This is a genomic window from Vibrio sp. 2092 (assembly GCF_033339635.1).
Classification (GTDB): Bacteria; Pseudomonadota; Gammaproteobacteria; order Enterobacterales; family Vibrionaceae; genus Vibrio; species Vibrio alginolyticus.
The window spans coordinates 63,359-78,526 of record NZ_JAWOUY010000016.1 but is presented as its reverse complement, the minus strand read 5'-3'; the positions used below and the strand labels follow the sequence as shown (position 1 = coordinate 78,526).

The window sequence follows — 15,168 nt, the reverse complement described above, 5'->3', positions numbered from 1 at the left end:
CCATTACTCATTAGTAAGTTCCGATGTAAGTCGGCATTACTACAGATTGGTTTGCGAACTATTCTTTAACGACGTCAAGGAACTTCTCAGCCATTTTCTCTTGAATCTCTTCCATGCGTTTAATGCGTAGGATTAAAAGTTCATTTCGGATTACTGATAGTCGTAACTCAAAGCGGAAATCACCGAAACCAGCAAACGCCACAGTTTCATATTTGAAGTTTTCGACTTTCGAGCCGTAATTTACTTTCGGTTCTTTAACCGTGATCGCCGTGGTTACATTCATAATCGACGGGGCGGTTTTAGATGCTGGTGAAAGTTTTAGCTTTAAGATGATCTCGCCAGCGTCAACACGCTCTATAAACTCAGGAAAGTTAGTCACACGTTCCATTTGAGGGGCTTTTTGGGCTGCTCCTTCGCCAGTCACTTTTGCTTCGTTAATAGTCATGTTTACTCACTTATCTTTTGTGATACTATGACTGCGTTGTAGCGGTTTGGTCGCCGCTTCAGCACGGTCATACCATTAAATGGTCTGGTCATACCTTGTGAATAAAGCCGCTCAGAAATGGGTGGTTTTATTTTTGTCTCGACGTTTCCGTTCGATGCTAATATTATCTAATCGATGAAAAAATTGGAAGTGATTGAGAACGCGGAAAACTGAAATCATTGTTTTCGTTTCTTATAAGATGAGATTTTAGGTAAAAAAAACCCTCGCATAGCGAGGGGAGTCTTTCTAAAAGCTGATTTTTGGTGATATCTATCACTAAAAATTAGAATATCGCATACGCAGCGAATGTGCCAATTAATTTCTGACCAGTAATTTCCACGAGGCGTAACTCAATTGGCAACTCTTCATTCACGGACTTTAAAAACTGCCTACCATGAGCTGACTGGTACTCCATGATCTCTACGTTGTTACCCGTATTAGCGACAACAAGCTGGCCTGATACTGGGGTTTTCTCAGTGTCAAAGTAAAAGTACCCACCAGCAGGGTAGTTTTTGATTTGGTCGTTCACTTTTATCACGAATTGACTTTTGGAGTTTCCACTTGGGCATGGAAATCTTTGAGTGTATTCGGGAACACCCGTTTTTAGAAACTCTTCAGGTTCTACATCCACGAACGAATTCAAAGTAACTAATGGTGCACCTAGTTCGATACGTGAAAGCTCTTTGTATTCATCAGCTGTTGGTGAGCCTTCACCAGTCGCTAACCACTCAAGACGGCAATCAAGGGCATCTGCTAGCCTGATTGCAGAATCAAGCATGATACTTTTTTCTGGATTCAATTTGATGTTGGTTAATACCGCCCGACTGACACCTGATTTCTTTGCCAAGTCGATGCTTTTGGTTATGTTCAAATCCCTTTTTCTCTGCTCGATGTTTCGAGCAAGCACGGACAAAGACATAATGCCCCCTGTTTGTTATATGAGTGTTTCGCTTGTATATGCATGTGAAATTCACACACCAATTATAAACCAATTCTTTTTTTTGGTCTATTATTGGTCTGTATTTTTTTATTTGACAACTAACAAGTTTTCGATCAATGATGTTTGTCATCGAATGTTGAACGACACTCAACGGTAGATAACCTAAAAGTGTGTTTTGGTGAGCGTGGGAGCTATTCCCTATCAGTCACCCACTTGTGGCACTAATAGCTCAGTGTCGCCACGCTCAACCAAAGCACATTGAGAGGTAATCATGAACATTCCTGAAAATCGCTTTTTCGTTCTAAACAACATGGCCGTCGTTCCAACGATGATTTTTAAGCGTGGTTTGACGCTTGAAGAGTTAGGAGCTTACTGCGTTTTGAGCGCGACAAGTTTCAACTGGTGGAAAGAGGTCGATGAGCTCAGCAATGCATTGGGAGTGCCAGTCGAGAAACTTGAATCACTCAGACAAGCGTTAGTTGAAAAGTGTGGTTTGACCGAACCTAAAGACGATTACGACGAAGAAGAACAGACTGAACGTGCAAGTTCTATCTACAAAGACATTCAAACAAATAGTGAATTTTAAGTAAAAAAAACCGCCGTGTAAGACGGCGGCCGTTAAGTCTGCACCAAATGTTAGTGCTATAACGAGGTAATTATATGGCACAACCTAATAAGAACGCAACGATCAAGCGTAAACGTACGAGCCACAACTTCACAATGATTTGCAACGAGGTTTATGCAGACCATTGTTTGAGTTTTCAAGCTATGGGATTGCTTAGTTACTTGTTGTCAAAACCTGATGATTGGGAAGTTAAAGTGTCCCACTTAGAGAAAGTAACCACAGGAACCGCCAAGAAAACGGGGCGTGATGGTGTCTACGTAATATTAAAAGAACTTATTGAGCGTGGTTTTTGTTTTCGCCACAAAGAGGCTGATGGTTCAACTTGGTACGAAGTGAGTGACTATCCAAAAAGCCTAATCCGTGAAAGCCGTATTACGGAAAAGCCAGATCCGGCTAATACGACACTACTAAATACTGATCTTAAACTAAATACTGATCTAAATACTTCGTCCGAATCTGACGATTCAGACCAATTGCTTTCTGATGCGTTTGAAATTTTCTGGACTGCCGGAATGAGAAAGGTAGGGAAGATTCAAGCATTCAAAGAATTTAAACGAGCTATCAAGCGCCTAAAGGCTGAACCTTACGAGTTTGCACGAATGCTCGCTGAAGACGTAAAACGACGCAATGCAGCGCGGCAGCAAGGTTTTGATCGCTTACATCCAGAACGTTACATCAAATATGAACGCTGGACAGATGAATTGCGCAACGATACGAATCTAAGAGGTATCGACAATGGACAGAAACTTGAAATCAATGGAATCGGTTATGGCGAGAATGCCGATCAGTCAATCTTCCCTGAATGGTTACGGATTTACCCAAACCAATCACCAGCAATCAAACTTGCACGAGTACAACAGCAGCGCCAATGGCTTGAATCCCAAATTAATAGCCCTATGGGACACGCTGACGGAAATGTATGGCAAGACATGGGTAACGATGAATGGCGCGGTGATTACTACGGCATGGGGAAACTTCCTTTCGACCCTGAATGACTTGCAACTTAACCGGATACTAGCGATCTGTTTTGACCGACTATCCAACGGCAACCGCTTCCCTCCATCGCTTGGTGAGCTGATGACTCAGATTAACCAACGAACCGAAGCGGAATATCGCGAAGCCTATGACCGATTTTTAAATCGTGCACCAATGGGGAGAGCCGAGAAATGGGTAGCACAAAATTGCGATTGGGATTTGAAACGAGCAAGAGCTGGTGGAGAGTTAGAACTTTTCATCAAGTATCTACGGGACGCAGACGCCAAAGAACGAGCTGGGCGTCTGAGACTTGCACAGGAAGAGCTAAAAGCGCTACCAGTACACAGTCGAGTTTCTTTAATTGATAAGGTTCGAGAAGAGTATCGACGTTCAGGAGAACGACACGAGTTTTCTAACCGAATTGACCAACTAAGGGCAATGAAACGATGAACATAACCAAATTCAACAAACCTATTTTTGGGGATCTGACCGTCATCATTGATATGGATAACGACCCTTGGTTTATCGGGAACGAGGTCGGCGCAATGCTTGGCCTTGTGAACGCTCGTGATGCGGTTAATCGGTATGTTTCAGAACAAGACAAGAAGCCGCTAAAGCAGTTAATGGCCAAATTTCCACCGTCGAGCTGCTCGACGTTAGAGTTAAATCAAAGACTTACGGTAATAAACGAGGCTGGTATGTATGATTTGATTCTTTCCAGCCAAGCACCAAAAGGTAAGCCGTTCCAGCGTTGGCTCACCCACGAAGTGTTACCAAACATTCGAAAGCATGGTTCATATTCATTGACTGAACAGCCTCAAACAAGCGCGGAATGGTTACTTGAGCAAGCAAAGGCTCTAGTAGAACAGGAGAAGCAGACCAAACAGGCTATTGAGGCGGCCAACGACGCTCATAGACGGATTGACGAGTTAGAACGCAATTTTATTCCGGCTGGATATGCGATTGTTTCCGGTTTGGGTATTCACTACGGGTTATCCAATCAAAAGGCTAAAGAGCTAGTGGAAGCTTATGATGTTCCCACTAGACCAATCACAGTGAACAGCGGGACGTTCCCCATTGTTACTAAAATGGTGCGCATTGAAGACTTTAAAGCCGCGCTCAAGAAAGAAATTCAACTTCTCTCACTATCAGATACCGGCTTGTGGTTCGCAGGCGGACAGATAGGGCGATTTGCGGCCAAAGGGCGAGTTTTAGAACTATTCAAAAAATACCAAGAGACATTAACAGTTATTTAGGGGAACGCATCAGATGAGTAATCCGAACCAAGTATTAACCTACTATCTGATCACTTATCACTACTACGAAAAAGGTGTGTTTACGAAAGCTGGCTATCAGCAAGTCGCTTTAAACCAGAGAATGAAGCCTTACTCAACTAAGAAAATAATGGCCTCGATAGCCGATCACTTAGGAGTTGACGCAGATACGTTACTGCCTATCAACATTCAGGAGCTTGGTTCCTATCCAAGAGCCATGATTGAAGATCTAAAAGAACAAGCCGAGGCGTTAACAGTGACGATTTAGAGTATCGCTTTTGAGTTAGAGCGTTGCATTCAGTGAATGCAGCGCTTTTTTTGTGCCTAGAAAACAGGAGAAGAGCAATGAAAGGTCGCAAACCGACAAAGGCAGAACAGATCTATGGACAGGCCGTGATTCAACGTTGTGGCTGTATAGCTTGCGATAAGCTTGGTCACCCAAATGATTGGCCTGAACCGCTGGAATACATTGAGTTTCATCATTCGAGTGAGAAAGGTGCGGTTAAGCCACTAGCTCACTTTTTTGGTTATGGCCTTTGTCCCGTTCACCATCGAGGCGCAACTGGCGGCAACCCAATACCAGAAGGCGAACCAGTACGACACGATCCGCTAGGTAGTCGCAAGCAATTATTCTTCAACAAGGTTGGTACAGACTTAGAACTGGTGGAATATGCTTGGTCTAAATTGCCATTAGAAGCGCTCGATCAGATTGGAGAGCTTGCGGGAATATGGAGCTTTGAAGAGTTGGTGCGAGAAGATACGAAGAAACGTAACATTCTTGAAAACATAAATTCCAATATTTAGGTTTGTTTGTGTAATTATCGAACGAATACAATTATTCATGTTCAATGAATGTTGCGAGATGTGATTCACATGACCAAAAACAAAATTTCACCGAGAGATGAAATTGCGGCTATAGGATTTAACGCAGCTATTCGTCTCCTTTCTATCCATAGACATTGCTCAGAACAAGATGCCGTTGAGTACCTAGCGTTTGAGCTAGACCGCGCAATTCCACAAATTGAGCATTACCGACTAGTAGGATTAAGTATTCACTTAGTTCCTAAAGTCATCGAGATAATGCGACAAAACAAAATCCCATTTGGTCGCCACCAGCTAGCGCCAACAAAAGAGATTGTTGCTATGGCACAATGGCGTAACACAAAGTGACGCAAGGTATTACCAGACAAAACACAGGGGAAAATAGGCTTGATTGTTGTTTTGTTTGGATTCGTGATCTTCTCTGTTGGTCACGCTCTTTTTATGATTTCGGTGTTGTCGTTCTATGATTCTATGAATCAAAAGTTAACAAACAAAGCATCGGCCATGATTTTTTTAATTGGAACGCTGCTTATGACAAGCGGCTTTCTTCTTAGCCCTTTGTGGCTAATTCAACAAATAGGTATGAACCAATGACCGACCAAGAAATGCTAAACAGCAAAACACGACCAGAATTAATGAATTTTCTTGAAGAGTTCGTGAAAGGAGAGGGGTTTAAGATTGCTTTAACCGTTAATCCAGAGATTCAGGATGATGAACGAGTAGGTTTAGATATTAAACACGAGCAGTTTCCTACGATTAACAATAGCCTCGTTGATTACATCGGCTCAGAGTTGAACGAAGCGATAAAAGAGATCATTTCTCAAATTCTTCCAAAGGTAACGGCTATTGCTCTTGCAAAGATGGCAGGTGTGGATTTGAGTAGCGTGAAACTTACAGAGTGTGATTGTGAAGATTGCCAATGCAAGGATTCTGAACACCACAATGAAAGCGACGAATCAAAAGACGACAGAGCAGAAAAGATCCGAATTACTTCAAGCCCGTCAAATCGTATTCACTGATGCGAAACGCTTAAACCTTGATGAGTTTATGATCCGGCTAGCCAAGCTAGTCGGTTCGTACAAGTCTGTCACTATCTACGAGAACAACGAGGAAATATCCAGCTATGACACGCGAGATTGTACTGTCAACGCAAGAACAGCTACTAGCAGAGGGGATTCTTTCGAAATCAAGATCACTACTTAAACAGATGGAAGCCAACACGCTGCAACCTGTTAGCGTTAGTGAGCTTTGTTCCTTAGCAGCGGCTAAAGCCTTGGCTCTTCTACATGACCATGAGGATGTATCGAACATCGTTATGGAAAACATTTCTTTTGGTATCGCTAACTCGAATTACTACTTACTCCGAACCAAGCAACAAGAAAGCCAAATCAAAGAACTACAAGAAGAAGTGGCCCGACTAAGCAAGTTGCTTGAAGAGTCCGACCAGATAACTGTTATGGACGCAGTTGCACCGGAAGGGGCCAAATTAGGCGAAGCTAATAAACAAGGCTGCTAAGGAGAAAGTAGTGAATACCATTGACGCAGCGACCATTGTTTCCAAGACGTACTTGGTTTTCATGATCCAGAATTTGCAAGTGCTTACGTCCAACTAGCCTACAGCGACCAATCGGAACTTGACGCCCTATGGTTTGACTTAAATTGCGACTCAATGAAAACCATTCTGATGTATCCAGATTGCCCTAAATTCTCGGAAGCTTGCGAATACGTTATGGAGCTTGGTTGCGACCTTCCTAGTGATTTTCGTGCGGATTTTACTGTGTTCTTTAACGAGACTATATTCTGAATATATCGAAGAAGAGGCAAAAACCGATGAGCGTGAGCGAGATTAAGCAATTAGAGCGCGATTTAGGTGCCGTGATCGGTTATTTGAGTGCGCCTAAGTTAAGCGCGGTTCAGTTAGTCATTCGCAAGGAAGAGGCAATCAAGCGCCTTACCCGAATGCTAGACGAAGCAAAGTTTCTAAAGCAGCAAAAAAAATGCATGGTGTTGCATGAGCTATTTGCTGAATTTGAGGGGCGTTCGGCCAGCTCCTTAACGATAGATAAGCTGGTGGACGTTATTAAAGAGTGTAATGAGCATCTAAAGACGGTGTGAGCTTATGGGATACGATCTAGCGGAGTATTTAAAGCAGTTTGGTTTAACAGTTGCCGACCTTGAGGACGAGTCAGGGCGAGGCCGTAATACGCTTTACACTTGGTACAAAAAAGATAAGCAGATTCTTATGTGCATCATACGATCGCGGCTTTCTAGCAAGCTGAAAGTCATTGCCAAAGATATCGAAAACAAACTTTCCATGTTGGAACGATAGTGATATCGGTCACCAAGGTTGAACATACAGTAAAAACCATGTCTATTGGCATGTGAGCAAGTGACAATATGAGTATGTAAAGCGTACATACTGTGTGTATTGAGGTGTACGCTGTTTTATCCCTGTAGACTTAGTAAGGCGATGGCCTCACTACGTGAAAGCATCAATACTGGACATCAAGTGAAGTGACTTGCGATGTGAAATTTGAATCGACGTTCTACCACAGCCTTCCAAATAATATAACGGCGCGTGAAGGGGGGCAACGTAACCATACCACTATAAACACGAAACCCAACGACGGAATGAAAAATGCCAATCGTTGGGAGTCATTATTAAACAGTTTGTGTTTAGATCTTAGCTTGGTCAGGGAGCTTTTCATAACTAAGTACATTGCGTAAATTCATAGACCAACTAGCGCAACTACTCACGAAAATTTTTGCCGTAGGCGTAATTGGAATAGGACTATCGAGGCTGCCAGCTGGAACTACTACGCTGTTAATACTATCAGCGAACGTAGGGAGCGCTGACCCACATTTTTGACAAAAACTTTTTACATGCAATGATTTCGGGTACTTATAGGTACTAACATCATCTTCACCCTGCAACCAAGTTAAAGTACTAGATTTAGCAAACAAATTTGCAGCATGTGCTGAGCCGGAGCCTTTTTGGCAGCGAGTACAGTAACACAAGAAGAAAGACTGGAAATCACCTAAAATCTCATATTTTACGCAACCACAAAGGCATGAGCCTCGATGTTTATTAGTCATGAAAGCCTCCTTCTTTCGAGTACACATAACTCTCTGCTAAGTGGTGAGCAACGCTACCATGAAATTCAACCAGACCACAGCAAGCACAAAACTCAACGCGAAGCTGAAAACGCTAAGCGTTGGGAATCACTCTTAAATGCTGTTATATTCGTAGCCTATTGATTAAAAAGCTGTTCTACCGTTTTCATTGGTAAAAACATACGAATACGCCCATTATGTTCACACAATACTTCAAAGCCGAACTTCGTATAGAACGCTTGAGCAGAGTCTGTCAGACAGTCCACAACAATTGCGTATGCCCTCATGTGATGATTCACTTCCCACAAGTACTTCAGTGCACGAATTAGACTAACCTTTCCGAGTCCAGAGCCATGAAACTCTTTGTGCACAGCTAATTGAGCCAAAAGAAAAACAGGGATTGGATATCTAGGAAGTTTTTTGGCTAGTTGTGCCGGTAATGTTTCTCGGCTGATTGAACTCGGTGCAACACTATAAAATGCGCAAATAGCGAATTTTTGATTTAACAGTGGTTGAGCACTAGGTAAAACCATTGTTCGACTAATGCCTGCTTGCATATGCTTTGCAGCTTGAGTTTTGATAAATGTGTTCAGCTCTTGCTCACCACAGTCAAATGAGTTGCGGTCATGCTTTGATTTACTAAGTTCGACGAACTCTTTACCCCAACTCACTTAATGCCACTCTCATCTGTAAATTTGGCAGCTTCAAGCAAAGCTTGATTCGGTGCTTTTGCTTTATTACACGCGGCCATAAACTCGTCAAAGACACTGCCTTTAACCATAATACTTTCATGCTCCTCAATAACATGAGTCGCATCTTCGTCCATAAGTCTCACAACATATTCAGTGAGACTTTTTAAACCAAGTAAAGCCGATGCTTTTTCGGCTTTTGCCTTGATCTCTTCATCAAGGCGGATATCTAAACGTGCTGTTGCCATAACCCCTCCTACGTACGGACGTATTCCGTACCCTGAGAGATTATAGTGCAAACTTAAAGCACATTCAATTTGTACGGAAAGTTTACGGAGTGAGAGAGAACATAACGCCGTATTAAGGTGAGCAACGCAATACCGAAGCTCCCGCATACCACCTTAAACACTAGAGCCAACGCATAGTAAAAATGCCACGCGTTGTGAATCCCTCTTGAGCAGTTTGTTAGCTTTATTTTCGACGAAGAAGTAAGCCACCTACGAGAAGAATCACTGCTGAGGCGCCGCTAGCAATATACTTCCAAGTATCATTATTTTCTTTATTTGTTTCTTGCATAATTCTCGCAACTTCAAGACCGTAGTCAGCAAGCTTTAAAGAAATATCAGCTATTTTTGAACGCAACTCTTCAGTTTCTGATTTTTCAACTATAGTTTTAAGCAAACTAGTAATATTTTCGAGAGTAACTGATATACCTCTTAGTGCGTCTTTTTGAGTTTCTTTTGCTGAATTAATAACAGTTTTCAAACCATCAACATATGCTTGTTGCAACTGTACAAAGTTTGGCATTGCTTCAACAAGGATCGTCATTTGCTCTTTCGAAATTCCACCGCTACCAGCAAGAGCTTGTATTTTCTCAAAATCCGACTCTGTTACACTAGTTAAATCTTGTATACCTAATTTGGATTTTATTTTTTCTAATTCTATTTCTTTGTCCATTACAGAGCCTACCACTTAATTCTATTGCTACTTTAAACTATAAAGTTGGAAGACTACCTTGAAAAACACATAAAATATATAACATGCTGTTCATGAGTGATTACTACATAGTTAAAACAACAACAAAGTCACAAAATTTAAAGTCTCATCAAATCACTTAGCTAGGGATAAAGCTAACGCCCAATTAAGGTGTGAAGCACGCGACCACGAAACTCAATTTAAACACCTTAATCACTAAACTTGACTCAAACCGAAAATGCCAAGCGTGCTGAATCACTCTTAAATGCTTTGTTAGCCCGAAACTAAAAAAGCTTAGACATTGCTGAAGCTTTCCGCTCTATCCCGTCTACATTGGCTTCCTGCTCACCCGCTTTGATTATATCTTTTGTTAAATTCGAAAAATCTGAGGGTGACCGTATAAGTCTAAAACCGAAGTATGTTCCATTAAAATTCAATGTACTTTCTTCAAGGTTAGATTCATAACCAATTAGTTTTGCACTGTTGCTCCCCAACGCATACCAACCAAAGCTTCTTGCAACTTCAGTTAGTACATACAAACCAAAACCAGAATTGTCGAAGGTGTTTTCTGCATCTGATAGTTGCGATGTTCTTGATACACCAGGTTTAATTGCTTGTTTTAATGCTTCTTGGTCAGTTATGTCTCCCAATGTCTCCCTTAGAGTGCAACCGATACCAACACCTTCATCTACAACGACGATTTCAACGGCTCCATCGAACCAACGTTGACCAAAAACATAACACTCCTCACAACCAGAGTGTTCAAATACATTTCGTATAATTTCTCGTAATGCATAGTTATACATCCGGTTATCTTGGTGTGTTTCCGGTTTTCCGGAAATGACCCTCGCTAGCCCCCGAACTTTTGACTGAATGTCTTCATACCATTGTTCAAGTGCATTTTCACCTTCACCTAATTCCGGTTTAGTAATTCTTGTGATTGGGATGTAAGTGCTTGAACCCCGAGCCTCTCCAACGCAATTTCCCGCTCCCATTAAGACAAAATCAAAGAAACCTATATGTTTAAGATATGAATGAGCAGATGAGTAGGTATCAACTCCTTTCTTTCGGGTTTTGAGACCTCGACGATGACGTGATCTAACCCAACTTCGTATTTTCGAACCAGCAACCAACATTGCGGTAGGTTTTGAGAACCTAATAGTCGAACAATCTAAACAGACATCATCAGTATCGATGTGTTTTTCTAACTCATTGAAAAATCCAGCCAACGTATCCCTATCGAAATACGTTGGTAAAGATATTGTTGTCACTTATCTACTCCTTTCATAACATCGCTTTAGGGCTAACGCCCTGTTAAGGGGTGAGCAACGCAATACCGAAGCATCCGCATACCACCTTAATCACTTAAACCAACGCATAGTTAAAATGCCACGTGTTGCAAATCTGACTCAAACGCCTTGTGATGTGAACTTACGATGCTAATACATAAGCTCCTAGAAACACTGTAAAAACTGCTAGTAGATATTGTATCGAGTTTGTTCTAGTAATTGACCTAATGTATTTATTACGTAAATCATAAGCACTTTCATTTTTTAGCTCTATTTCAAATGAAGCTGAACTCACAATTAGCCCTCTCAGTCGAACTGTGCATAAATTTACAAAAACCGCTGCTACGCCTGGTAATGAGACAAGCAAATGTTTATTCAGGTTAGTTACATCTACAAGATACATCATTGCTGATGGATAAATTAAAGCTAATGCTATAACTGCCCATGAAACTAACAGACCAATCTTGATCTTACTTTCAACTAACACACTAAAACCTCTACTGGTCATATAACGCCTTGTTAAGCGCTAGTTTTTTCTGCCGTTCTATATCTATAGATTTCTTGGTTGCGTAAAATCCGAGCGATACAATCCTGAAATCCCATCATAAAGTGGTAAGCGTTGTGATTATGGTACTGTATAGTTTTTTTATGATTTGCATATTTAACAAGGAAACCTACAAATGTAGGATACTCAGCACCAATTTGGTTGAATGACTCATCATGCATTAGTGAATGTTTGAAACCATTGAACAGATCATTTGAGATTTCTAGGAAATTTGTTGTGTCCTGTTCATATTCTTCATTACCCATAATGATGTCCTTAACGGGTGTGCTCTTTGTTTTCGGTGAAAGCACTGAACCAATGGATTCATGACTAAGGGTTTTAGTTTTTTCAAATGATGAAATATTCACCAGAAGATCTGTTAGTTGCACTAATGAGTCCAATACCCTACGCATGATAAAGATAATTGATTCCATCTCAGTCTTAAACTCATGTATCGTTGAAGGGTCAAAGGTTGCTGTCCCCTTAGCTGACGAAAAAACAGTATTATTCCCACCGCCTTGCAATATTAGTCGATGCATTTCTACGCACCGCTGGAATTTTTTGTTAATAATAATTAGAGATTGATGAATTCTCATGCCAACTAAATCAGTGTTACATAGTTGAGGTATATTTGGGTATTTCATGAAATCATACACGTTGGGCTCGACATATTGGAACGTGTCCATTTTTCGTCCAGCATAATAATTAATTTTTTCTACAGTAGGTCGCCAAAAATCATCTTTGACTATTTTCCACTCATCATTTTCAAACATAGGAATTTCATCAGCATTGCACTGTTCCAATGGTGGTTTCTTAACAGTTGAACCTGCTGGTATTCCATACCCTTTCTTGGCATTTTCTTCATTTATATCATTTTTCTCCTCTGTACCGAGGTAGAACTTATAATACTGTTCATAATGATAAAGTTGCATTCTAACTCCTATGTGAAGCGCTAACGCTTTCTATCTAGACTTTATCGGCCTTCCATACTCATATCATGCAATTTTTCCAATTATTGTTCAATTGATAGTCAATAGGCTAATGAGAGATGATAGATATCAGATTGCAAACTGACGGATAGTTTAAAAAGTTTACTTCGACTACCTTGGATAACTGTAGGTAAGGGAAGCTTTTATCCAAATGAAGTTAATTAGCATCAGTGATAACCAGTAATAGGGTAAAAATGAGTGTGCAATTCCTATTGCAAAAGCTATTTCAATTAGCCGTTTTTTATGGTTAATAAGCATAAAAGCACTTCATCGATCAATCCGAGTTGGGCCAGGCTAAATTTGGTTTGAATTTGGACTAATTTCTGTTTTGGTGTATAGTTAGTAACGCAAACAAATGCTTTTCAAACAACGATGCAAGGAATATCCGCAATGCGTACTGAGACGGTAAGCTACTTAAAGAAAAATGCAGCCGATCTCCCACTGGATGAAGCGATGACGATCACACAAAACGGTAAGCCGATTTATGTGGTGGAATCATACGAAGAACGACTAAAGCGCGATCAAGCAGTAGCCTTGATGAAGCTTGTTACTATCAGTAACAAGGACGTAGCCCAAGGTCGCACAATGTCATCGAGTTCGTTTAAGGAGAGATTGGCCGCCAAGAAATCATAAGGTGGTCATAAGATGGCCAATGTTGTTTATACGGAAACGTTCGCTAATACAGCAGAAGAACGTATTGACTACTACTCACAATGGAATGATGTCACAAGCGTAGTAGAGAGAATTGAAACTTTGATTGAGACGTTCGAACAGAGCGTTGAGGACAATCCGGCCATATATCCGGCTTGTTATGAGCTAACTCAGCTTGGCGTGTATCACTTTCGTCAGTTTAGTTTTGATGGGTTCAAACTTATCTATCAATACGACGATGTAACAGATACGGTTTACGCCATGGTTTTGATTAGTGATAAGCAAGATTTGCAGAAAACCCTAGTGGATTACTGTATCCGGTTCTTATAAAACTGATTATTAAAAGCCGCCTTTGAGGCGGCTTTTTTCTGCCTAATGGTCGTTATAGCGGCCTTATTTATCGTTTCCAAAAACATTGTTTTCGTTCGTGTTCGTCCGTTTACAATCAAGAATGTCGAGGTTATATTTTACATGCAAACAAAATTGCGTCTTTCGACACGAGGATGACCAAAATGACCAGCTTAAGAGAAAAACAAATCAAACTTGCTACTGCTGCTATTGCTGATCTTAAAGAGCTGGTGGCGCAAGCAGGCAAGCTACAAATGAACCTTTCTATATCTGGCGTTGAGGCAACTGCAAAGGCCGTTTGTGACTTCTACAACGAGGCGTCACCAATCCAACAAGATTGCTTAAATATTGCATACTGCTGGTGTGGTTCTTGGGGCTCAGAAAACGAAGCGCGTGAAGCATTGGAAACCGTTAAGGGTAATGCAATCAAAGCTCTTGCTTGGAAGCAAAACCGTCTAGAAGTGTTTGAGTGTGAGCATCCAGAATGCCGCCAATGCATTACTATCTATGAAGTGGTGCGCGTTTCTACTAAGCGAGGTGAACCGCTATCAACGCACACTAATTACTTCTCTAGCAAAGAAAGAGTGAAAGCGTTCCTAAACAAGAAATACGACTTCTACGCACCAGATATGGAAGAGAACAGCAAATTCAAATGCATTGAACGCTCAGACTACTCTTTGCAGTTTTACCAAGAAGATCAGGAATATCTAATTGAGTTCTGCATGAACCATGTAGATGTAGAGTAATTGTTTGTTCGGGAGGTATTAACATGAGCACTGAAGTGATGAGTCGAGAAACGTTCAATTACATCTTAATAGCCGTGGAATACTTTGCCATTCTTCTTATGGGTATATTTATTGTTCGTAAACGAAAAATGCTTAAGGGTGAAAAATCTATTCTCGAACGAATGCCTAAATTAAAAAAGCCAGCTTTAATGCTGGTTTTTTTGTTATTATTCGTATTATAAGGTTTACATATGAAAAATAGATATGACCGTTTATATTCCCGTCAGACACTTAGGAAAGGCTTTTCTCGAAAGCCAAGCCAAAACACCGACCACACAGCAAAAGGACATTAGCAAGGCTTACCAGAAGCTACATGCACGTGTTCAGCACAGCCTTGCCGGCTTGCCACCATATCAAACCGAAGTTCTATTTCATCCGACTCGTAAATGGCGAATGGATTACGCTTGGCCTGACTTAAAGATTGCCTTGGAGGTTCATGGTGGTACTCATTCAAATGGGCGTCATACTCGTGGCGTTGGCTTTGCAAATGACAGAGAGAAGATGAACGAAGCGCAGCTTTTAGGCTGGATTGTTATTGAGGTTGCTTCGGACAACTTAGGCCAGCTTAGAGACTGGTTAGAACGTGCTTTTAATCATCGAACAAGAATTTTTAACTCCGAATAGTGATAATATGTTTGCGAAATTGAACACTCGGAGTTAGAGA

General features: G+C 41.1%; 25 protein-coding genes. 16 read left to right on the top strand and 9 right to left on the bottom strand.

Going from position 1 to position 15,168, the window contains the following annotated elements; genetic code table 11:
- Positions 1 to 58 precede the first annotated feature (58 nt).
- Entirely contained in the window at positions 59 to 445 is a 387-nt protein-coding gene (locus R7P80_RS22055; protein WP_225491954.1) for a hypothetical protein, read from the bottom strand.
- A gap of 322 nt (positions 446 to 767) precedes the next feature.
- Entirely contained in the window at positions 768 to 1,403 is a 636-nt protein-coding gene (locus R7P80_RS22050) for a helix-turn-helix domain-containing protein (protein WP_225491953.1), read from the bottom strand.
- A gap of 292 nt (positions 1,404 to 1,695) precedes the next feature.
- Between R7P80_RS22050 and R7P80_RS22045 the strand changes: the two genes are divergently transcribed.
- The 11 genes from R7P80_RS22045 to R7P80_RS21995 all read left to right on the top strand — a co-directional run bounded on the left by R7P80_RS22045 (position 1,696) and on the right by R7P80_RS21995 (position 7,449).
- On the top strand, positions 1,696 to 2,010 hold the full coding sequence (locus R7P80_RS22045; protein ID WP_225491952.1) for a hypothetical protein: 315 nt from the start codon (positions 1,696 to 1,698) through the stop codon (positions 2,008 to 2,010).
- Between the two features lie 74 nt (positions 2,011 to 2,084).
- Positions 2,085 to 3,044: a hypothetical protein gene (locus R7P80_RS22040; RefSeq protein WP_225491951.1), complete on the top strand. Its 960-nt coding sequence runs from the start codon at positions 2,085 to 2,087 to the stop codon at positions 3,042 to 3,044.
- Positions 3,001 to 3,474 (top strand): hypothetical protein, encoded by a 474-nt coding sequence (locus R7P80_RS22035; RefSeq protein ID WP_225491950.1) that lies wholly within the window; start codon positions 3,001 to 3,003, stop codon positions 3,472 to 3,474. The genes R7P80_RS22040 and R7P80_RS22035 overlap by 44 nt, the downstream gene beginning before the upstream one ends.
- The gene (locus R7P80_RS22030) at positions 3,471 to 4,280 is read left to right on the top strand and encodes a Bro-N domain-containing protein (protein WP_225491949.1); all 810 of its coding nucleotides are present in this window, start codon (positions 3,471 to 3,473) and stop codon (positions 4,278 to 4,280) included. Before R7P80_RS22035 ends, R7P80_RS22030 begins: the two co-directional genes overlap by 4 nt.
- A gap of 13 nt (positions 4,281 to 4,293) precedes the next feature.
- Complete coding sequence (locus R7P80_RS22025) at positions 4,294 to 4,566, top strand: hypothetical protein (RefSeq protein ID WP_225491948.1); 273 nt, start codon at positions 4,294 to 4,296, stop codon at positions 4,564 to 4,566.
- A gap of 77 nt (positions 4,567 to 4,643) precedes the next feature.
- The gene (locus tag R7P80_RS22020) at positions 4,644 to 5,102 is read left to right on the top strand and encodes a Ref family recombination enhancement nuclease (protein ID WP_225491947.1); all 459 of its coding nucleotides are present in this window, start codon (positions 4,644 to 4,646) and stop codon (positions 5,100 to 5,102) included.
- Between the two features lie 69 nt (positions 5,103 to 5,171).
- Positions 5,172 to 5,468: a hypothetical protein gene (locus tag R7P80_RS22015; RefSeq protein WP_225491946.1), complete on the top strand. Its 297-nt coding sequence runs from the start codon at positions 5,172 to 5,174 to the stop codon at positions 5,466 to 5,468.
- A gap of 242 nt (positions 5,469 to 5,710) precedes the next feature.
- Positions 5,711 to 6,139, top strand: a complete 429-nt coding sequence (locus tag R7P80_RS22010) for a hypothetical protein (protein ID WP_225491945.1) — start codon at positions 5,711 to 5,713, stop codon at positions 6,137 to 6,139.
- Between the two features lie 104 nt (positions 6,140 to 6,243).
- A complete protein-coding gene (locus R7P80_RS22005; protein ID WP_225491944.1) occupies positions 6,244 to 6,636 on the top strand; it encodes a hypothetical protein in 393 nt (130 codons plus the stop codon).
- A 314-nt stretch (positions 6,637 to 6,950) separates the two neighbouring features.
- Positions 6,951 to 7,235, top strand: coding sequence for a hypothetical protein (locus R7P80_RS22000; RefSeq protein ID WP_225491943.1), 285 nt, complete (start codon positions 6,951 to 6,953; stop codon positions 7,233 to 7,235).
- Positions 7,236 to 7,239: 4 nt separating this feature from the next.
- Entirely contained in the window at positions 7,240 to 7,449 is a 210-nt protein-coding gene (locus R7P80_RS21995) for a hypothetical protein (protein WP_225491942.1), read from the top strand.
- Positions 7,450 to 7,796: 347 nt separating this feature from the next.
- Here R7P80_RS21995 and R7P80_RS21990 read toward each other — a convergent pair whose 3' ends face one another.
- The 7 genes from R7P80_RS21990 to R7P80_RS21960 form a co-directional block, all read right to left on the bottom strand.
- A complete protein-coding gene (locus R7P80_RS21990; RefSeq protein ID WP_225491941.1) occupies positions 7,797 to 8,216 on the bottom strand; it encodes a GFA family protein in 420 nt (139 codons plus the stop codon).
- Positions 8,217 to 8,371: 155 nt separating this feature from the next.
- Positions 8,372 to 8,905 carry a GNAT family N-acetyltransferase gene (locus R7P80_RS21985; protein WP_069545335.1) on the bottom strand — a complete coding sequence of 178 codons (534 nt, stop codon included), beginning with the start codon at positions 8,903 to 8,905 and terminating at the stop codon, positions 8,372 to 8,374.
- Complete coding sequence (locus R7P80_RS21980; RefSeq protein ID WP_225491940.1) at positions 8,902 to 9,171, bottom strand: DUF1778 domain-containing protein; 270 nt, start codon at positions 9,169 to 9,171, stop codon at positions 8,902 to 8,904. Before R7P80_RS21980 ends, R7P80_RS21985 begins: the two co-directional genes overlap by 4 nt.
- 223 nt (positions 9,172 to 9,394) lie before the next feature.
- A complete protein-coding gene (locus R7P80_RS21975) occupies positions 9,395 to 9,880 on the bottom strand; it encodes a hypothetical protein (protein ID WP_225491939.1) in 486 nt (161 codons plus the stop codon).
- Positions 9,881 to 10,182: 302 nt separating this feature from the next.
- Positions 10,183 to 11,169, bottom strand: a complete 987-nt coding sequence (locus tag R7P80_RS21970; protein ID WP_225491938.1) for an ATP-binding protein — start codon at positions 11,167 to 11,169, stop codon at positions 10,183 to 10,185.
- A gap of 160 nt (positions 11,170 to 11,329) precedes the next feature.
- The gene (locus tag R7P80_RS21965) at positions 11,330 to 11,695 is read right to left on the bottom strand and encodes a hypothetical protein (protein WP_318096802.1); all 366 of its coding nucleotides are present in this window, start codon (positions 11,693 to 11,695) and stop codon (positions 11,330 to 11,332) included.
- Positions 11,696 to 11,706: 11 nt separating this feature from the next.
- Positions 11,707 to 12,663, bottom strand: a complete 957-nt coding sequence (locus tag R7P80_RS21960; RefSeq protein WP_225491936.1) for a hypothetical protein — start codon at positions 12,661 to 12,663, stop codon at positions 11,707 to 11,709.
- Between the two features lie 447 nt (positions 12,664 to 13,110).
- Here R7P80_RS21960 and R7P80_RS21955 point away from each other — a divergent pair, with 447 nt between their 5' ends.
- From R7P80_RS21955 to R7P80_RS21935, 5 genes are all read left to right on the top strand, one after another.
- Complete coding sequence (locus tag R7P80_RS21955; RefSeq protein ID WP_170891571.1) at positions 13,111 to 13,353, top strand: type II toxin-antitoxin system Phd/YefM family antitoxin; 243 nt, start codon at positions 13,111 to 13,113, stop codon at positions 13,351 to 13,353.
- Positions 13,354 to 13,365: 12 nt separating this feature from the next.
- Positions 13,366 to 13,701: a type II toxin-antitoxin system RelE/ParE family toxin gene (locus tag R7P80_RS21950; RefSeq protein ID WP_225491935.1), complete on the top strand. Its 336-nt coding sequence runs from the start codon at positions 13,366 to 13,368 to the stop codon at positions 13,699 to 13,701.
- 182 nt (positions 13,702 to 13,883) lie between these two features.
- Positions 13,884 to 14,465 (top strand): hypothetical protein, encoded by a 582-nt coding sequence (locus R7P80_RS21945; protein WP_170891569.1) that lies wholly within the window; start codon positions 13,884 to 13,886, stop codon positions 14,463 to 14,465.
- Positions 14,466 to 14,488: 23 nt separating this feature from the next.
- Positions 14,489 to 14,686, top strand: a complete 198-nt coding sequence (locus R7P80_RS21940) for a hypothetical protein (protein WP_225491934.1) — start codon at positions 14,489 to 14,491, stop codon at positions 14,684 to 14,686.
- Between the two features lie 22 nt (positions 14,687 to 14,708).
- Positions 14,709 to 15,128, top strand: coding sequence for a hypothetical protein (locus R7P80_RS21935; RefSeq protein ID WP_170891567.1), 420 nt, complete (start codon positions 14,709 to 14,711; stop codon positions 15,126 to 15,128).
- Positions 15,129 to 15,168: the final 40 nt, after the last annotated feature.

Excerpts from the sequence above, each read along its gene's own strand:
- R7P80_RS22055 (WP_225491954.1), bottom strand. The coding sequence starts at position 445 with ATGACTATTAACGAAGCAAAAGTGACTGGCGAAGGAGCAGCCCAAAAA.
- R7P80_RS22050 (WP_225491953.1), bottom strand. The coding sequence starts at position 1,403 with ATGTCTTTGTCCGTGCTTGCTCGAAACATCGAGCAGAGAAAAAGGGAT.
- R7P80_RS22045 (WP_225491952.1), top strand. The coding sequence starts at position 1,696 with ATGAACATTCCTGAAAATCGCTTTTTCGTTCTAAACAACATGGCCGTC.
- R7P80_RS22040 (WP_225491951.1), top strand. The coding sequence starts at position 2,085 with ATGGCACAACCTAATAAGAACGCAACGATCAAGCGTAAACGTACGAGC.
- R7P80_RS22030 (WP_225491949.1), top strand. The coding sequence starts at position 3,471 with ATGAACATAACCAAATTCAACAAACCTATTTTTGGGGATCTGACCGTC.
- R7P80_RS22025 (WP_225491948.1), top strand. The coding sequence starts at position 4,294 with ATGAGTAATCCGAACCAAGTATTAACCTACTATCTGATCACTTATCAC.
- R7P80_RS22020 (WP_225491947.1), top strand. The coding sequence starts at position 4,644 with ATGAAAGGTCGCAAACCGACAAAGGCAGAACAGATCTATGGACAGGCC.
- R7P80_RS22015 (WP_225491946.1), top strand. The coding sequence starts at position 5,172 with ATGACCAAAAACAAAATTTCACCGAGAGATGAAATTGCGGCTATAGGA.
- R7P80_RS22010 (WP_225491945.1), top strand. The coding sequence starts at position 5,711 with ATGACCGACCAAGAAATGCTAAACAGCAAAACACGACCAGAATTAATG.
- R7P80_RS22005 (WP_225491944.1), top strand. The coding sequence starts at position 6,244 with ATGACACGCGAGATTGTACTGTCAACGCAAGAACAGCTACTAGCAGAG.
- R7P80_RS22000 (WP_225491943.1), top strand. The coding sequence starts at position 6,951 with ATGAGCGTGAGCGAGATTAAGCAATTAGAGCGCGATTTAGGTGCCGTG.
- R7P80_RS21995 (WP_225491942.1), top strand. The coding sequence starts at position 7,240 with ATGGGATACGATCTAGCGGAGTATTTAAAGCAGTTTGGTTTAACAGTT.
- R7P80_RS21990 (WP_225491941.1), bottom strand. The coding sequence starts at position 8,216 with ATGACTAATAAACATCGAGGCTCATGCCTTTGTGGTTGCGTAAAATAT.
- R7P80_RS21980 (WP_225491940.1), bottom strand. The coding sequence starts at position 9,171 with ATGGCAACAGCACGTTTAGATATCCGCCTTGATGAAGAGATCAAGGCA.
- R7P80_RS21975 (WP_225491939.1), bottom strand. The coding sequence starts at position 9,880 with ATGGACAAAGAAATAGAATTAGAAAAAATAAAATCCAAATTAGGTATA.
- R7P80_RS21965 (WP_318096802.1), bottom strand. The coding sequence starts at position 11,695 with ATGACCAGTAGAGGTTTTAGTGTGTTAGTTGAAAGTAAGATCAAGATT.
- R7P80_RS21960 (WP_225491936.1), bottom strand. The coding sequence starts at position 12,663 with ATGCAACTTTATCATTATGAACAGTATTATAAGTTCTACCTCGGTACA.
- R7P80_RS21955 (WP_170891571.1), top strand. The coding sequence starts at position 13,111 with ATGCGTACTGAGACGGTAAGCTACTTAAAGAAAAATGCAGCCGATCTC.
- R7P80_RS21950 (WP_225491935.1), top strand. The coding sequence starts at position 13,366 with ATGGCCAATGTTGTTTATACGGAAACGTTCGCTAATACAGCAGAAGAA.
- R7P80_RS21945 (WP_170891569.1), top strand. The coding sequence starts at position 13,884 with ATGACCAGCTTAAGAGAAAAACAAATCAAACTTGCTACTGCTGCTATT.
- R7P80_RS21940 (WP_225491934.1), top strand. The coding sequence starts at position 14,489 with ATGAGCACTGAAGTGATGAGTCGAGAAACGTTCAATTACATCTTAATA.
- R7P80_RS21935 (WP_170891567.1), top strand. The coding sequence starts at position 14,709 with ATGACCGTTTATATTCCCGTCAGACACTTAGGAAAGGCTTTTCTCGAA.